Here is a 16,003-nt window from a genome sequence, read left to right as displayed (position 1 = left end):
ACCCCCATGTAAATAACAAACCGATAAAAGAGAAGGCCGCATGTCCGTACAGAATATCGTCAATATTACTGAAGCAAACCTGCAACAGACCCTCGAACAGTCCATGACCAAACCGGTGCTGTTCTACTTCTGGTCTGAGCGTAGCCAACACTGTCTGCAGCTGACGCCGGTACTCGAAAGCCTTGCCGCGCAATACAATGGCCAGTTCATTCTCGCCAAACTGGATTGTGACGCTGAGCCTATGGTGGCGTCTCAGTTTGGCCTGCGCGCGATTCCTACCGTCTATCTGTTCCAGAATGGTCAACCTGTTGATGGCTTCCAGGGACCACAGCCTGAAGAAGCGATCCGCGCCCTGCTGGATAAAGTCCTGCCGCGCGAGGAAGAGCTGAAGGCGCAGGAAGCCATGGGACTGATGCAGGAAGGCAAATACGACGAAGCGCTACCGCTGCTCAAAGAGGCGTGGCTGCTGTCGAAACAGGACAGCCAGATTGGCCTGCTCCTCGCGGAAACGCAGATTGCCCTGCACCGTTCCGACGATGCAGAAGCTGTGCTGAAGACCATTCCACTGCAGGATCAGGATACCCGTTATCAGGGTCTGGTCGCGCAGATCGATCTGCTGAAACAGGCGGCGGATACGCCGGAGATCCAGCAGCTTCAACAGCAGGTTGCCGATAACCCGACCGATGCCGCGCTGGCAAGCCAGCTGGCGCTGCAGCTGCATCAGGTGGGACGTAACGAAGAAGCGCTGGCACTGCTGTTCAGCCATCTGCAAAACGATCTGGGTGCCGCCGACGGTCAGGCGCGGAAAATGTTCCAGGAGATCCTGGCCGCGCTGGGCACCGGCGATGCGCTGGCGTCGACGTACCGCCGTCAGCTGTACGCCCTGCTCTACTGATGAACAGGCCCGGTGCCGCTAGCGCTCACCGGGCCTGCAAAAGAGGCGGTCACCCCGCCTTTTTCAACTGCGTCACCACCAGCTGATGGCGCGCGTTGTAGAACTTCCGATAGGTTAAATAGCAGGCAATGATGGTCGACAGGCTGGCCGTAGAGAGCAGCATAAAGGTCACCATGATCTGATATTTAATGGCTTTGACCGGATCGATACCGGCAAAAATCAGCCCCGACATCATTCCCGGCAGGCTAACCAGCCCAACCGTTTTTGCGGAATCCACCGTTGGGATCAGCGACGAGCGGATGCTGTCGCGGATCAGTACCGCCGAGGCCATTTTCGGTGTCGCCCCCAGACTTAATTTCTCCTGCAGCTTCTGTTGTTCACTGCTAAATCGCTGGCCGAGGTTGTTGTAACACAGTCCCACTGCCACCATAGCGTTCCCCGCAATCATCCCGGAAATAGGGATAACCTGCATCGGCGTAAACTCGATTGAGCCGGACACCACCAGCACCGCCAGCGTCAGCGCCGTCCCGGTTGTAATGGCGATAAACGATGAGACAAACGCCTTATCGATATACTTACTGCGTTTCTGCGCGTTCCACGCCGCGTTAAAGCAGATAAACAGCACCATCAGGAGCGTCAGCACCGCGTGGTTGACGTTAAAAATATACTTCAGCACATAGCCGACAATAATGAGCTGGATAACCGCGCGGCAGATACTCCAGATAATATCTTTCTCCAGGCCCAGCTTTTCCCGGTAGCTCACCACAATAGCGATCAGTACCAGCACCATCGAAAACGCCAGCGACGTATTCGTAATATTATGCTCACCCACGGTTTGCCTCCTGCATTTTCCCGCCCTGCGGCTCAAGCGTAATGACATCATCCGCATGGGTAATTTCGTTTGAATCGTGCGTAACCCACAGCACGGCAATATTCTGCTCGCTTGCGTAACGATGAATAATCTCGTTAACGTTGCGTTTGTTCACCTCATCCAGCGCGCTGGTGATCTCGTCCAGTAACAATATCTTCGGCAAAAACTGCAGATTGCGAATCAGCGAAACGCGCTGCTTTTCGCCGCCCGATAATTCATTGATGGATTTAGTCAGCGTCTCTTTCGACAGGCCAAAGCGGGCCAGATCGGCGATAAATTTTTCTGGCTCCGGCGTTTTATGACGGATTTGCCACGGAAAGACCAGGTTGTCATAAACCGTGTCCCCAAACAGCGAAGGGGTTTGCACGCAGTAAGAGACCTGCTGACGATAGCTTTCTGGCGACTGTGTCGCGATATCCTGCCCTTCAAACAGAATAGCGCCCTCAGTGGGGCTGAGCAGTGAAGCGACAATCTTTAATAACGTGCTTTTACCACAGCCTGACGGCCCTGTTATCAGTTTGAACTCACCCGGGGAAAGACAAAAATCGACATGCTGAAGGATCGTGGTATTTGCCACACGAAAACCGACATCCCTGACCTGCAAGAGCGTATTTTTATTGTTCATCATGCATCCTGTAACCACCTTTATTGCAACCACGCGTAGAATAATCCTTTCACGAACGCAGCGCGAATAGGGTGTGTCGATGGCTGGAGTAAAGGTTTTACCGGTATTCGTCGCGCCCCCTTCTTTACAGGGGCGAATTTCAGCCCGATAGCCGATATACTGACTCATAACACACACGCAGTTCCCTTCGTCACAGCATGCAAAACAGGAGGTTTTTATGCTTATCGTTATACCTGTCCTTATTTTCGTTGCGCTGGTTATTGTCGGCGCTGGCGTCAAAATTGTCCCACAGGGGTATCAGTGGACCGTTGAACGCTTTGGCCGCTACACCAACACGCTCCAGCCGGGTTTAAGCCTGATTGTCCCTTTCATGGACAGGATTGGACGTAAAATCAATATGATGGAACAGGTGCTGGATATTCCTTCCCAGGAAGTGATCTCCAAGGATAACGCCAACGTCACCATTGATGCGGTCTGTTTTATTCAGGTTATTGATGCGCCAAAAGCGGCCTATGAAGTCAGCAATCTGGAGCTGGCTATCGTAAATCTGACGATGACCAACATTCGTACCGTGCTCGGTTCAATGGAGCTGGACGAGATGCTCTCTCAGCGCGACAGCATTAACACCCGCCTGCTGCACATTGTCGACGAGGCCACCAACCCGTGGGGGATCAAAGTTACCCGTATTGAGATCCGCGACGTGCGCCCACCGGCAGAGTTAATCGCCTCCATGAACGCGCAGATGAAAGCGGAACGGACCAAACGCGCCTACATTCTGGAAGCTGAAGGGGTACGTCAGGCAGAGATCCTGAAAGCCGAAGGGGAAAAACAGTCGCAGATCCTGAAAGCGGAAGGTGAACGCCAGTCTGCCTTCTTACAGGCGGAAGCCCGTGAACGTTCTGCAGAAGCGGAAGCCCGCGCCACCCAGATGGTCTCTGAAGCAATTGCGGCGGGTGATATCCAGGCGGTGAACTACTTCGTTGCGCAAAAATACACTGACGCGCTGAAAGAGATTGGCTCCGCGAACAACAGCAAAGTGGTGATGATGCCGCTGGATGCCAGCAGCCTGATGGGCTCCATCGCCGGGATCACGGAACTTATCAAAGACAGCGGAAACGAGCGCAAAAAATGATTGAGCTCATCGTCGCACATCCTCATGCATTCTGGCTAAGCCTCGGTGGCTTATTGCTGGCCGCGGAGATGCTTGGCGGCAACGGTTACCTGCTCTGGAGCGGTGTTGCCGCTGTCATTACCGGGTTAGTGGTCTGGCTACTGCCCCTCGACTGGGCGTGGCAGGGGGCATTATTTGCCGTGCTGACGCTGTTGGCCGCCTGGCTGTGGTGGCGCTGGCTTAACCGCCAGGTGACAGAGCAGAAACCGCTCGACGCTCACCTCAATCAGCGCGGGCAGCAGATTGTCGGCAAACGTTTTACGCTCGACACAGCGCTGGTTAACGGGCGCGGACATATGCGCGTGGGCGACAGTTCATGGCCCGTGGTGGCCGACGATGACCTCAGCGCCGGCACGCAGGTTGAGGTCATTGCGGTGGAAGGGATAACCCTGCGGGTTAAAGCCTGTCAGGCATGAGCCTTACGATGACAGCAGCCGGACAGATTATCGATAATCGGGCAGTCGGCGCTGTCATCCCCCGGACAGGATTCCGCCATCGCCAGAAGCTGCTGACGCATCGCCTGTAACTCGGTAATGTGGCGTTCAATCTCAGCCACTTTCTCCAGCGTACGTTTTTTCACGTCTGCGCTATGGCGTGCCGGATCGTTGAATAAGGTGACCAGCTCGCCGCACTCTTCAAGGTTGAATCCCACCTGCCGCGCCTGGCGCAGCAGCGTCAGTTCATCAAGATGCAGTTGCGTATAACTGCGGTAGCCATTTTCACTGCGCAGCGGCGGTGTCACCAGCCCCTTCTCTTCATAAAAACGGATCGCTTTGCTGGTCAATCCGGTTTTTTTCGCAACATCACTGATATTCACATTTCCCCCTTGACCTTCCCCTTGATGGAAGGTTTAACCTTCATAACAGTTAGCGAAAAGCGTTATGCCGGTCAACATCTGACCAGATCATTATACGGGAGTTTTGTTATGTCTCACACTATTGACCTGACACTGGACGGCCTCTCCTGCGGCCACTGTGTCAAACGCGTTAAAGAAAGTCTGGAACAGCGTCCTGATGTAGACAGCGCTGAAGTGACCCTTGATCACGCCGCCGTCACCGGTAGCGCCAGTGCGGATGCGCTGATTGATACGATCAAACAGGCTGGTTATGGGGCGGAGCTGAGCCACCCAAAGGCTAAACCGCTGGCAGAGTCATCATCCCCGTCGGAAGCACTGACAGCGGCCACTCCTGAGCTTCCGGTAGCTGATGATATTGATGACAGCCAACAGCTGCTGATCAACGGCATGAGCTGCGCCAGCTGCGTCTCCCGGGTACAAAATGCCTTGCAGGCTGTACCGGGTGTCGCGCAGGCACGGGTCAATCTTGCGGAGCGTACCGCGCTGGTGATGGGCAGTGCCTCCGCCGCAGATTTAGTGCAGGCCGTTGAAAAAGCGGGCTACGGCGCAGAGGCCATCGAAGATGACCTCAAACGTCGTGAACGCCAGCAGGAAACGGCCGTCGCCACCATGAAACGCTTCCGCTGGCAGGCCATCGTCGCGCTGCTGGTTGGGGTCCCGGTCATGGTGTGGGGTATGATCGGTGACAATATGATGGTCACCGACGATAACCGCACGCTGTGGCTGGTCATTGGGTTGATTACGCTTGCCGTGATGGTTTTCGCAGGCGGTCACTTCTACTCCAGCGCCTGGAAAAGCCTGAAAAATCGCACCGCGACGATGGACACCCTTGTCGCACTCGGCACGGGTGCGGCGTGGCTGTACTCCATGAGCGTCAACGTCTGGCCCCAGTGGTTCCCGATGGAAGCGCGTCATCTCTATTATGAAGCGAGCGCGATGATTATCGGCCTGATTAACCTCGGCCATATGCTTGAAGCGCGCGCCCGTCAGCGCTCCTCCAAAGCGCTGGAACGCCTGCTGGATTTAACCCCACCGACCGCGCGCGTCGTGACGGATACGGGTGAAAAAAATGTCCCATTGGCTGAAGTTCAACCCGGCATGACGCTGCGCCTGACCACCGGCGACCGCGTTCCCGTCGACGGTGAAATCACTCAGGGCGAAGCCTGGTTTGACGAAGCGATGCTGACCGGAGAACCCGTCCCGCAACAGAAAGCCCAGGGCGATGCCATTCATGCCGGTACGGTGGTGCAGGACGGTAGCGTGCTTTTCACCGCCAGTGCGGTCGGCAGCCATACCACGCTGTCACGCATTATTCGCATGGTGCGTCAGGCACAGAGCAGTAAGCCGGAAATTGGTCAGCTGGCCGATAAAATCTCCGCCATTTTTGTGCCGGTCGTGGTCGGTATCGCGCTGCTGAGCGCGGCTATCTGGTATGTCTTCGGTCCGGCACCGCAAATTGTTTATACCCTGGTGATTGCCACCACGGTGCTGATCATTGCCTGTCCTTGCGCGCTCGGTCTTGCCACGCCAATGTCGATCATCTCAGGCGTAGGCCGTGCCGCTGAATTTGGCGTGCTGGTACGGGATGCCGATGCGTTGCAGCGGGCGAGCACGCTGGACACGCTGGTGTTTGATAAAACCGGCACGCTGACGGAAGGGAAACCGCAGGTAGTGGCCGTGATAACCGCAGGCATCACGCAGGATGACGCGCTGCGTCTCGCCGCGGCGCTTGAACAAGGCTCCAGCCACCCGCTGGCCCACGCCATTATTGAGAAAGCCGGGAATGCCAGCCTGCCGCAGGTGAGCAATTTCCGCACCCTGCGCGGTTTAGGCGTCACCGGTACCGCCGAAGGGCACACGCTGCTGTTGGGGAATCAGGCACTGCTGAAGGAGCATGGCGTTGAGACCTCCGCCCTGGAACAAGACCTGAAAGCTCAGGCCTCTCAGGGCGCAACCCCGGTTCTGCTTGCCGTTGATGGCAAGGCCGCGGCGCTGCTGGCGATTCGCGATCCGCTACGTCAGGACAGCGTGCAGGCGTTGCAACGCCTGCATCGCGCGGGCTATCGCCTGGTAATGTTGACCGGGGATAATCCTGTGACGGCGAACGCCATCGCCCGGGAAGCCGGAATTGACGAGGTCATTGCCGGGGTGTTACCTGACGGCAAAGCAGATGCCATCAAGACGCTGCAAAGCCAGGGTCGCCAGGTGGCGATGGTCGGTGACGGGATTAACGATGCGCCGGCGCTGGCACAGGCGGAAGTGGGTATTGCGATGGGGGGCGGTAGCGATGTCGCCATTGAGACGGCCGCCATCACCCTGATGCGTCACAGCCTGATGGGCGTTGCGGACGCGCTGGCGATTTCAAAAGCCACCTTGCGCAACATGAAGCAGAACCTGCTGGGTGCCTTCGTCTACAACTCGCTCGGTATCCCGATTGCCGCCGGTATTTTGTGGCCGCTGACCGGCACGCTGCTGAACCCGGTTGTCGCGGGTGCGGCGATGGCGCTCTCGTCCATTACCGTGGTGAGCAACGCAAACCGGTTGTTGCGGTTTAAACCGAAAGATTGAACCTTCTTCTCCTACGCGCTAGCATGAACCTTTCCGTTTATGGAGCGCGTATGAGTCTGTTTAATCGTATAAAAACATCGTTTCGCGCCCTCTTCCCCCGCCGTTATGCCTGGCCCGGCATGGATATCTCGCTTCCCGGCGGGCAGCACCTTCACCTGGTGGGCAGCATCCATATGGGCACGCAGGATATGTCCCCGCTGCCAGCCGGTCTGATGAAACTGCTTAAGAGCGCCGATGCGCTGGTCGTTGAAGCGGATATTTCGGGCCAGACGTCGCCGTTTGCCGGCCTCGAAAGCGATCTCCCCCTGGCTGAACGTCTGAACGACACGCAGTTTGCTGAACTGACGCGCGTCGCAGATGAGACGGGCGTGTCGCTCTCCATGCTGGACACACTGCCGCTGTGGCAAATCGCGATGGTCCTGCAGGCAACCCAGGCGCAGCGTCTGGGGCTACGCGGGGATTACGGTATTGATTACCAGCTGTTGAATGCCGCGAGAGCACGCCATTTGTCAGTCATTGAGCTCGAAGGCACGGACAGCCAGATAGCCCTGCTGCGCCAGCTTCCTGATGATGGGCTGATGCTGCTGGATGATACCCTGACCCACTGGCACACCAACGCGCGTCTGTTGCAAACGATGATCGGCTGGTGGCTGAATGCGCCGCCCACGGACGGTAAACTGGCGCTGCCGTCGACGTTCAGTGAATCGTTGTATGATGTGCTGATGAACGAGCGCAACAAAGCCTGGCAGCAAACGCTGCATGCGTTGCCTGCTGGGCGTTACGTGGTCGCTGTCGGGGCGTTACATTTGTACGGAGAAGGGAATTTGCCGTCACTGCTGAAATAAAAAAATGGCCAATATTTCTATTGGCCCGTCAAAGAGGAATTTCATCGTTTTTATTATGCCGAAGGAGACCTTCGGTTGAGCCGATTGTCGCTCAAAGTGACCATCACTGCCAATACTATTGCGCAAGATGGTGCTATTTTTTAGACAAACGTCAGGCGTATGCTGTCAGCATGAATTGTCTGTCGTAAGAAGGATAGCTATGACTCCCGCCGTTAAATTACTCGAAAAAAACAACATTCCCTTTCGGATCCACACCTACGATCACGATCCCAGCGAAACGAATTTTGGTGATGAAGTGGTGCGCAAACTGGGGCTGAACGCCGATCGGGTTTATAAGACGCTGCTGGTGGCGGTGAACGGTGATATGAAACACCTCGCCGTCGCGGTAACGCCTGTTGCCGGGCAGCTGGATCTCAAGAAAGTGGCCAAAGCGCTGGGGGCAAAGAAGGTGGATATGGCCGATCCGATGGTTGCGCAACGCACTACCGGCTACCTTGTTGGCGGTATCAGCCCGCTCGGGCAGAAAAAACGCCTGCCGACGCTGATTGATGCCCCTTCGCAGACCTTCGACACCATTTATATTTCCGGCGGCAAACGCGGGCTGGATATTGAACTGTCCGCAGGCGAACTGGCGAAAATACTGAACGCGACATTTGCGGATATTGCGCGACGGGATTGAGGAATTGGCCCGGAGGCACTGTGCTTACCGGGCCGACGATTCTCATACAGGCCGGGTCAGGCGTAGCCGCCCCCCGGCACAAAACCGCACTACTGCCAGCTCACCTCGCCTTTCGGCTCGTAGGTATTCACGTCGATCGGTGAATTCTGCTCGATGAACTGCTTCAGCACTTCCGCATCGATAAACCCGGTATTCACATAGCCCGGTTTATTGTCGATATGCGGATAACCGTCACCGCCGGTGGCGTTAAAGCTTAATGTTGCCATGCGGTAGGTTTTAGCAGGATCGACCGGCTCGCCTTTGATTTTGAGGTCGTTGAGCTTGCCGTCCTTCGCCACAAAGCTGACGTTGGCAAACTGCGGATAAGCGCCGGAGTCCGGCTTCATCTGCGCCACGGCGGTGAGATAGTCAATCACCTCTTTACCGCTCATGTCGACATACACCACGATGTTACCGAACGGCTGAACCTTCAGCACATCTTTATAGGTGATGTTTCCGCCTTCGATGGAGTCGCGGATGCCGCCGCCGCTCATCACGCCAAAATCGGCATTAGTGCGCGCCATTTGTGCCGCCAGCACCAGATGCCCCATATTGGTCTGCACAAAGCGAACTTTGCTGCGGTCCCCTTCCAGACGACCATTCAGCGTACCAATCTTCACGTCCAGCTGCGCCTTGCCTTTATTCTGGAAGGGCGTCAGCAGGGAGAGCATCTGCGCGTTCTCGGCAATTTCCGGGGTGTAGAGTACGCGTTCACTCTTCCCGTCAGGGTAAGTCACTTTCTTCTTCAGGTTGACCGGAATGAGCTGATAGTGCACCAGCTTCATCTCGCCGTTACGGAACTCAAAGTCCGCACGCCCCACGTATTTACCCCATTCGTGCGCCTGCACAATCCAGATACCGTTCTGACGATCCGGAGCACACGGCGTGCCTGGCACGTAGTCGACCTGCTTTTTATTCTCTGACGCCATGCAGACCGGGTCTTGTGAATGACCGCCCACAATCATCGCCAGCGAGCCTGCAGGCAGGCTGCGAGCCATCTCCACGTCACCCGGCGCATTCGAGCCGTGCTCACCGTTGTCGTAGTGGCCCATATGGGTGGTGGCAATAATGACATCCGGCTTTTCGTTCTGTTGCAATTCCTGAATGACCAGCTTCGCTTCGTCTGCCGGTTTACGGAATTCGATATCGGTAAAGAACTCAGGGTTGCCGATTTTCGCCGTATCGTCGGTGGTTAACCCGATGACCGCAATTTTCAGATCCTGACGCTTAAACAGCGCCCAGGGTTTGAACAGTCGCTCGCCGGTGCTTTTCTGGTAGATGTTGGCAGAGAGGAACGGGAATTTGGCCCATTTTTCCTGCTGACGCAGCACCGTCAGCGGGTTATCGAATTCATGGTTACCGACGGCCATCGCATCGTAGCCAATAAGATTCATGCCGCGGAAATCAGGCTCCGCATCCTGTAAATCAGATTCCGGCACGCCGGTATTGATATCGCCCCCCGACAGCAGCAGTACGCTGCCCCCCTGGGCTGCCACCTCTTTACGAATGCCATCCACCAGCGTTTTTTGTGCCGACAGACCGTATTCGCCGTATTCACTGCGCCAGAAATGGCCGTGATGATCGTTGGTATGCAGAATGGTGATTTTATAGGTTTTATCTTTTTCATAGGCCTGCACGGGCAGGCTAACCAGACCCCAGGCGGCGATCAGCGCCAGCGCGACGCTCCGCTTCATTAACTTCATCTTCTCTCTCCCTGACCAATAGACAAAGGCAAAAATTACAGTGACTAATAAGAATAGACAAATAAGTTTTCAGAATTGCGACTTTATTCAAATGTCACTGCCGGGTATGTTAGTTGGATAATAATTACACCCTGCATTTCTAATAACAAAAGACGTGGTATTCATCTCTATGGCAATCAGTGAATCAACCCAGCCCGTGTCTGGCGCTCCGGCGTCGCGCACCTCGTTTAAAGTGTTAGGCGCAATCAGCCTTTCACATCTGCTCAACGACATGATCCAGTCGTTGATTCTCGCGATCTACCCGCTGCTGCAGTCCGAGTTTTCATTAACGTTCGTGCAGATCGGGATGATCACCCTGACCTTCCAGCTGGCCTCCTCACTTCTGCAACCGGTCGTGGGCTACTGGACGGATAAATATCCTATGCCGTGGTCGCTACCGATTGGCATGTGTTTTACCTTGAGCGGGCTGGTGCTGCTGGCAATGGCAGGCAGCTTTGAAGCAGTGCTGATTGCCGCCGCGCTGGTGGGCACGGGGTCGTCGGTCTTTCACCCGGAGTCCTCACGCGTGGCGCGCATGGCCTCCGGGGGCCGTCACGGGCTGGCGCAATCGCTGTTTCAGGTGGGCGGTAACTTTGGCAGCTCCCTCGGCCCACTGCTGGCAGCGGTGATCATCGCTCCGTACGGCAAGGGTAACGTGGCGTGGTTTGTGCTGGCAGCCTTGCTGGCGATTATCGTACTGATTCAGATAAGCCGCTGGTATGCCGCGCAGCATCGCGTGAACAAAGGTAAACCTAAAGCGAAGGTTATCAATCCCCTTCCTCGCGATAAGGTCATTCTGGCCGTCTCCGTGCTTCTGGTGCTGATTTTCTCGAAATACTTCTATATGGCGAGCATCAGCAGCTATTACACCTTTTACCTGATGCAAAAATTCGGATTATCGGTCCAAAACGCCCAGCTTCACCTGTTTGCCTTCCTGTTTGCGGTGGCTGCAGGGACGGTTATCGGCGGGCCTGTGGGCGATAAAATCGGGCGCAAATACGTCATTTGGGGCTCTATCCTCGGCGTGGCCCCGTTTACCCTTATTTTGCCGTATGCAAGCCTGGAGTGGACGGGGATTTTGACCGTGATTATTGGGTTTATCCTCGCCTCGGCGTTTTCCGCCATCCTTGTTTACGCGCAAGAGCTGCTGCCAGGCCGTATCGGTATGGTTTCCGGGCTCTTTTTTGGTTTTGCTTTCGGCATGGGCGGCCTTGGTGCGGCAGTGCTGGGCATGATTGCCGACCACACCAGTATCTTCCTGGTCTATAAAATCTGTGCTTTCCTGCCACTTCTTGGGATGTTGACCATATTCCTGCCTGATAACCGCCATAAAGCGTAATATAACGGTCGCTAAAGTTTTACTTTGGCGACCTGACACCCTGATGCCATAAGGGTTTCTTCTGCATCCCCCCGCCTAATTTATCAAAATGCGCTTTTTTACACGCATATTGCTGTTTTATTCAAACTTCAACAATTATTCATAAACATAACGGCAAAAATTGTCATAAACTATTACTTGGTTTTTGGTTTTTTAACCAAATGGAACACCCACAACGAAAGGAGACGGAATGCATCACGCCACACCGCTTATCACCACCATTGTTGGTGGACTTGTGCTCGCTTTTATCCTCGGCATGATTGCCAATAAACTGCGTATTTCGCCTCTGGTGGGCTATTTGTTAGCGGGTGTGCTGGCGGGTCCCTTTACGCCAGGTTTCGTGGCGGATACCAAACTGGCGCCCGAACTGGCGGAATTAGGCGTGATTCTGCTGATGTTTGGCGTGGGTCTGCATTTCTCACTGAAGGATCTGATGGCGGTAAAGTCGATCGCCATACCGGGAGCGATCGCACAGATAGCCGTAGCGACGCTGCTGGGAATGGCGCTTTCGACAGTGCTTGGCTGGTCGCTGATGACCGGTATCGTCTTTGGGCTGTGTCTTTCCACCGCCAGTACCGTCGTACTGCTGCGCGCGCTTGAGGAGAGGCAGCTTATCGACAGCCAGCGCGGACAAATCGCGATAGGCTGGCTGATTGTGGAAGACCTGGTGATGGTGCTGACGCTGGTGTTGCTGCCTGCCGTCGCCGGTATGATGGAAAAAGAGAGCGTCGGCTTTGCGACGCTGGCGCTGGACATGAGCATCACCATCGGGAAAGTGGTGGCGTTTATCACCATTATGATGCTGGTGGGCCGCCGTCTGGTGCCGTGGATCCTGTCCCGCAGCGCGGCCACCGGCTCCCGTGAGTTGTTTACCCTGTCTGTCCTTGCCCTGGCGCTGGGGATTGCCTTTGGTGCCGTTGAACTGTTCGACGTCTCCTTTGCACTGGGCGCGTTCTTCGCCGGGATGGTGCTGAACGAATCAGAGCTGAGCCACCGTGCGGCGCACGATACGCTGCCGTTGCGCGACGCCTTCGCCGTCCTGTTCTTTGTCTCCGTCGGGATGCTGTTTGATCCGATGGTTCTGGTTCAGCAGCCGCTGGCCGTGATGGGCACCCTGGCGATTATTATCTTTGGTAAGTCGGTTGCCGCCTTCTTCCTGGTGCGGATGTTTGGCCACTCGCCGCGTACGGCTCTGACCATCGCCGCCAGCCTGGCGCAGATTGGTGAGTTCGCCTTTATTCTGGCGGGCCTGGGTATGGCGCTGAATCTGCTGCCGCAGGCCGGGCAAAACCTGGTCCTCGCCGGAGCGATCCTCTCCATCATGCTGAACCCGGTCCTGTTTGCATTGCTGGAAAAATACCTCGATAAAACCGAAACGCTGGAAGAGCAGACGCTGGAAGAAGCTATCGAAGAAGAGAAGCAGATCCCGGTGGATATTTGCAATCATGCCCTGCTGGTCGGCTTTGGCCGCGTAGGAAGCCTGCTCGGTGAGAAGCTGATGGCGCAGGGGATCCCGCTGGTGGTGATTGAAACATCACGTACCCGCGTCGACGAGCTGCGCGAGCGCGGCGTCCGCGCGGTGTTGGGTAATGCGGCAAACGAAGAGATCATGAATCTCGCGCATCTGGACTGCGCGCGCTGGTTGCTACTGACCATTCCAAACGGCTATGAAGCGGGTGAAATTGTAGCGTCCGCACGTGAGAAGTGCCCGAATATTGAGATCATTGCCCGTGCCCATTATGACGATGAGGTGGAGTACATTACCGAACGTGGTGCAGATCAGGTGGTGATGGGTGAACGTGAAATTGCAAAAGCGATGCTGACGCTGTTAACGAAACCGCCGGTTGACGAGGTGGTGACGGGGTAAGCGTGCCTCCTGCAGCCCCTGACTGACCCCCTCCCACGGGGAGAGGGTACAAACACGAATACGGCAACCGCAAGGTTGCCGTTTTGCCTTTATCGGTCCCAGTAGGCTTCTTCGAGGCTATCTTCCCTCTCCGGCAGACCGCGGGTTAAGCGCGGCGAGTGCTGGTTCAGCACCTGATAACTCACGCGGTTCGCGTACTTACACACCTGCGCCAGCGACGAATAGGTCAGCCAGTTGAATTTGTGCTTGCTGGAATTCGGGACGTTGGTTTTATGGTAGGCATTCGCAGTGATGTCATGCAGCAGCGCCGCCAGTGCGCCATCTCCCGCGCCATTGGTGTTCATGATCTTTTCTGGCCCGCCCATATACGGCGCGATGTGGGAGTAAATACGCAGCGGGTTTTCGCAATCTTTATGGCGAATCGCGCGGCTGAACTCGTACTGGTTAAACTCGGCAATGGCGCCTGGCAGCAGTGGATGCTGCGTTTTGCGTTTGCTCTCTTCTTCCGTGAAGCCTGCCATATACAACCCTACCGGTCCGGCAGTGCAGAGCACCAGATCGACCCAGTCGAGCGCTTTATCGGAGGCCAGCAGCGGATCGCTCTCGCCGGTCAACGCTTCAGCCTCTTCTTCGTTCATCGCCAGAATCGAGACGTGTTCCTTCAGGAAGGCCTGCCACCACTCGGGGTTGTCGGCTATCACGAATTTGGTGCCCAGCGTCAGAACGACCGGCACATTGTATTTCTTCGCGTACTCAATCGCTTTCATGGTGGCTTCCGGCATCGGCTCACCGGGTTTACAGCGCACCAGATACGACGTCAGCACCAGTGCAGACGCGCCCGCAATCACCGCTTCCGGAATGCTCTCTGCACGCAGCTTATTCATGTGGCCGGGGCTGATGGCAAAGGTACGTTCGCCGGAATCGCTGATCAGCGTGAAGCAGCGGCCAATCGGCCCGTCAACGCCCTGAAGGTAGTTCAGATCGGTGCGGCTGGAGGTATTGCACAAATAACGGTAGGCGTAGCCACCAATTTCGATGTTGCTGCACATGACGCCCAATAACACAGAGCGATCGTCGGCAAGCACCGAGTAGTTGTGCATGGTGTTGCCGATAGTGCCACCGGCAAACTGATGGGTGATCAGGTTTTCGCGCGTCAGCTCCTGATACAGGGCTTCGGCAACATCGTCCTCAATCACCAGCGAGTGACCGGCGCTCAGACCGTAACGAGCGACAAACGCATCATCCACTTTAGCTTCAATGTCCACCAGCGTCTGATCGATACCGACGACCCATGCGGCGCTGGTTTCATTTTCCGGCTGGATTTGCTGCAGGAGCGGATCGCGGGCATCAACGGGAAAGTAGTGTTTAGATTTGCGTTTACCGGGAAATTTCATGGGTCTGAACTGTGCAAGGATTATGGGCCGGGAATGGTAGCACAAACCCGGCCCATAGTGCGATCAGCGGCTGTTTGTCACCAGTGACACCATCATCTCAATATGCTCAGGCGAGTCGTTAAGGGCCGGAATGTATTCGTATTTCGTTCCGCCCGCCTCGAGGAAGAACTCTCTGTTCTGCACGGCAATCTCTTCCAGCGTTTCCAGACAGTCGGCGGAGAAACCGGGAGACATCACCTGAATATGTTTCACGCCCTTCTCACCGAGCATTTTGAGGGTTTCGTCGGTATAAGGCGTTAACCACGGCTCGCGGCCAAAACGCGACTGGAAGGTCATCATCACTTTCTCTGGCGGCAGGCCGAGGGCAGAGACCAGCTCACGGGTGGTGTCGCGGCAGCGCTGCGGGTAATCATCCCCTTCATTGGCGAAGCGCTGCGGGATCCCGTGATAGGAGAGCAACAGCAGATCCGGCTCGCCATGTTTTTCAAACGACGCGCGCGCGCTACTGGCAAGCGCTTTAATATAGCGTTCGTTATCGGCGTAATCGCGAATAAAGGTCACGCCAGGAATACGGCGGCGGGTCGCCAGAATACGAGCCAGCTCATCCCAGACGGCGGCAACCGTCGAGCAGGAGTACTGCGGATAAAGGGCGAGTACCACAATGTGGTCGACGCCCTGCGCCAGCAGCGAGTCGACCGCGCTTTCCAGTGACGGTTTACCGTAGCTCATGCCCAGCGCGACAGGCATATCCGGCAGGCGGGCGGCCAGCGCTTTTTCCTGCCGACGGCTATACACCATCAGCGGTGAGCCCTCTTCCATCCAGACGGACTGATAAAGCTTTGCGACACGTGGGGCACGAATCGGCAGAATGACGCCACGCAGCAGCGGCCACCACAACAGTCTTGGGGTATCCACGACGCGCGTGTCGCTTAAAAATTGTCGCAGGTAGCGTTTTACCGCTTCTGATGTCGGTGCATCTGGTGTACCCAGATTGGCAAGCAGGATGCCGGTTTTCGCCTGACTCATTCACGCCTCTTAACCATTTGAATGGTTTTCAATTGTAGCGGAAAAGC

At 55.9% G+C, this 16,003-nt stretch carries 14 protein-coding genes; 8 read left to right on the top strand and 6 right to left on the bottom strand.

The window, feature by feature from the left end; translation table 11 throughout:
• Positions 1-40: 40 nt before the first annotated feature.
• Positions 41-895, top strand: a complete 855-nt coding sequence (locus QMG44_RS00980; protein WP_086532866.1) for a co-chaperone YbbN — start codon at positions 41-43, stop codon at positions 893-895.
• Positions 896-944: 49 nt separating this feature from the next.
• On the opposite strand, the gene fetB is transcribed toward QMG44_RS00980, so the two are convergent.
• Both fetB and fetA read right to left on the bottom strand, forming a co-directional pair.
• A complete protein-coding gene (gene fetB, locus QMG44_RS00975; protein WP_020885171.1) occupies positions 945-1,727 on the bottom strand; it encodes an iron efflux ABC transporter permease subunit FetB in 783 nt (260 codons plus the stop codon).
• The gene (fetA, locus tag QMG44_RS00970; RefSeq protein WP_044868016.1) at positions 1,720-2,391 is read right to left on the bottom strand and encodes an iron efflux ABC transporter ATP-binding subunit FetA; all 672 of its coding nucleotides are present in this window, start codon (positions 2,389-2,391) and stop codon (positions 1,720-1,722) included. Before fetA ends, fetB begins: the two co-directional genes overlap by 8 nt.
• Positions 2,392-2,608: 217 nt before the next feature.
• Here fetA and QMG44_RS00965 point away from each other — a divergent pair, with 217 nt between their 5' ends.
• Positions 2,609-3,523 carry an SPFH domain-containing protein gene (locus tag QMG44_RS00965; protein WP_014168925.1) on the top strand — a complete coding sequence of 305 codons (915 nt, stop codon included), beginning with the start codon at positions 2,609-2,611 and terminating at the stop codon, positions 3,521-3,523.
• A complete protein-coding gene (locus QMG44_RS00960; protein ID WP_014168924.1) occupies positions 3,520-3,978 on the top strand; it encodes an NfeD family protein in 459 nt (152 codons plus the stop codon). The genes QMG44_RS00965 and QMG44_RS00960 overlap by 4 nt, the downstream gene beginning before the upstream one ends.
• Here QMG44_RS00960 and cueR read toward each other — a convergent pair.
• A complete protein-coding gene (gene cueR / locus QMG44_RS00955; protein WP_086532867.1) occupies positions 3,969-4,379 on the bottom strand; it encodes a Cu(I)-responsive transcriptional regulator in 411 nt (136 codons plus the stop codon). The two genes, QMG44_RS00960 and cueR, sit on opposite strands and share 10 nt — an antisense overlap.
• Positions 4,380-4,487: 108 nt before the next feature.
• Here cueR and copA point away from each other — a divergent pair, with 108 nt between their 5' ends.
• From copA to ybaK, 3 genes are all read left to right on the top strand, one after another.
• Positions 4,488-6,986, top strand: coding sequence for a copper-exporting P-type ATPase CopA (copA, locus tag QMG44_RS00950; RefSeq protein ID WP_086532868.1), 2,499 nt, complete (start codon positions 4,488-4,490; stop codon positions 6,984-6,986).
• 50 nt (positions 6,987-7,036) lie between these two features.
• Positions 7,037-7,831, top strand: coding sequence for a TraB/GumN family protein (locus tag QMG44_RS00945; protein WP_025204835.1), 795 nt, complete (start codon positions 7,037-7,039; stop codon positions 7,829-7,831).
• A gap of 199 nt (positions 7,832-8,030) precedes the next feature.
• The gene (ybaK, locus tag QMG44_RS00940) at positions 8,031-8,510 is read left to right on the top strand and encodes a Cys-tRNA(Pro)/Cys-tRNA(Cys) deacylase YbaK (protein WP_086532947.1); all 480 of its coding nucleotides are present in this window, start codon (positions 8,031-8,033) and stop codon (positions 8,508-8,510) included.
• An 89-nt stretch (positions 8,511-8,599) separates the two neighbouring features.
• On the opposite strand, the gene ushA is transcribed toward ybaK, so the two are convergent.
• The gene (gene ushA / locus QMG44_RS00935) at positions 8,600-10,252 is read right to left on the bottom strand and encodes a bifunctional UDP-sugar hydrolase/5'-nucleotidase UshA (protein ID WP_014168919.1); all 1,653 of its coding nucleotides are present in this window, start codon (positions 10,250-10,252) and stop codon (positions 8,600-8,602) included.
• Positions 10,253-10,421: 169 nt separating this feature from the next.
• On the opposite strand from ushA, the gene QMG44_RS00930 reads away from it, so the two are divergent.
• Positions 10,422-11,630, top strand: coding sequence for an MFS transporter (locus QMG44_RS00930; protein WP_032677549.1), 1,209 nt, complete (start codon positions 10,422-10,424; stop codon positions 11,628-11,630).
• A gap of 229 nt (positions 11,631-11,859) precedes the next feature.
• Positions 11,860-13,536, top strand: a complete 1,677-nt coding sequence (gene ybaL / locus QMG44_RS00925) for a YbaL family putative K(+) efflux transporter (RefSeq protein WP_014168917.1) — start codon at positions 11,860-11,862, stop codon at positions 13,534-13,536.
• Between the two features lie 89 nt (positions 13,537-13,625).
• Here ybaL and QMG44_RS00920 read toward each other — a convergent pair whose 3' ends face one another.
• Together QMG44_RS00920 and hemH are read right to left on the bottom strand one after the other, a co-directional pair.
• Positions 13,626-14,930, bottom strand: a complete 1,305-nt coding sequence (locus QMG44_RS00920) for an inosine/guanosine kinase (RefSeq protein WP_020885178.1) — start codon at positions 14,928-14,930, stop codon at positions 13,626-13,628.
• A 63-nt stretch (positions 14,931-14,993) separates the two neighbouring features.
• Positions 14,994-15,956, bottom strand: a complete 963-nt coding sequence (hemH, locus tag QMG44_RS00915) for a ferrochelatase (protein WP_025204839.1) — start codon at positions 15,954-15,956, stop codon at positions 14,994-14,996.
• Positions 15,957-16,003 lie beyond the last annotated feature (47 nt).

The organism is Enterobacter sp. 200527-13, from assembly GCF_027924865.1.
Taxonomy (GTDB): domain Bacteria; phylum Pseudomonadota; class Gammaproteobacteria; order Enterobacterales; family Enterobacteriaceae; genus Enterobacter; species Enterobacter ludwigii.
This window is presented reverse-complemented; position numbering and strand designations above follow the sequence as displayed.

Coding starts and splice junctions, on each gene's coding strand:
- QMG44_RS00980 (WP_086532866.1), top strand. CDS start 41: ATGTCCGTACAGAATATCGTCAATATTACTGAAGCAAACCTGCAACAG.
- fetA (WP_044868016.1), bottom strand. CDS start 2,391: ATGAACAATAAAAATACGCTCTTGCAGGTCAGGGATGTCGGTTTTCGT.
- QMG44_RS00965 (WP_014168925.1), top strand. CDS start 2,609: ATGCTTATCGTTATACCTGTCCTTATTTTCGTTGCGCTGGTTATTGTC.
- QMG44_RS00960 (WP_014168924.1), top strand. CDS start 3,520: ATGATTGAGCTCATCGTCGCACATCCTCATGCATTCTGGCTAAGCCTC.
- copA (WP_086532868.1), top strand. CDS start 4,488: ATGTCTCACACTATTGACCTGACACTGGACGGCCTCTCCTGCGGCCAC.
- QMG44_RS00945 (WP_025204835.1), top strand. CDS start 7,037: ATGAGTCTGTTTAATCGTATAAAAACATCGTTTCGCGCCCTCTTCCCC.
- ybaK (WP_086532947.1), top strand. CDS start 8,031: ATGACTCCCGCCGTTAAATTACTCGAAAAAAACAACATTCCCTTTCGG.
- ushA (WP_014168919.1), bottom strand. CDS start 10,252: ATGAAGTTAATGAAGCGGAGCGTCGCGCTGGCGCTGATCGCCGCCTGG.
- QMG44_RS00930 (WP_032677549.1), top strand. CDS start 10,422: ATGGCAATCAGTGAATCAACCCAGCCCGTGTCTGGCGCTCCGGCGTCG.
- ybaL (WP_014168917.1), top strand. CDS start 11,860: ATGCATCACGCCACACCGCTTATCACCACCATTGTTGGTGGACTTGTG.
- QMG44_RS00920 (WP_020885178.1), bottom strand. CDS start 14,930: ATGAAATTTCCCGGTAAACGCAAATCTAAACACTACTTTCCCGTTGAT.
- hemH (WP_025204839.1), bottom strand. CDS start 15,956: ATGAGTCAGGCGAAAACCGGCATCCTGCTTGCCAATCTGGGTACACCA.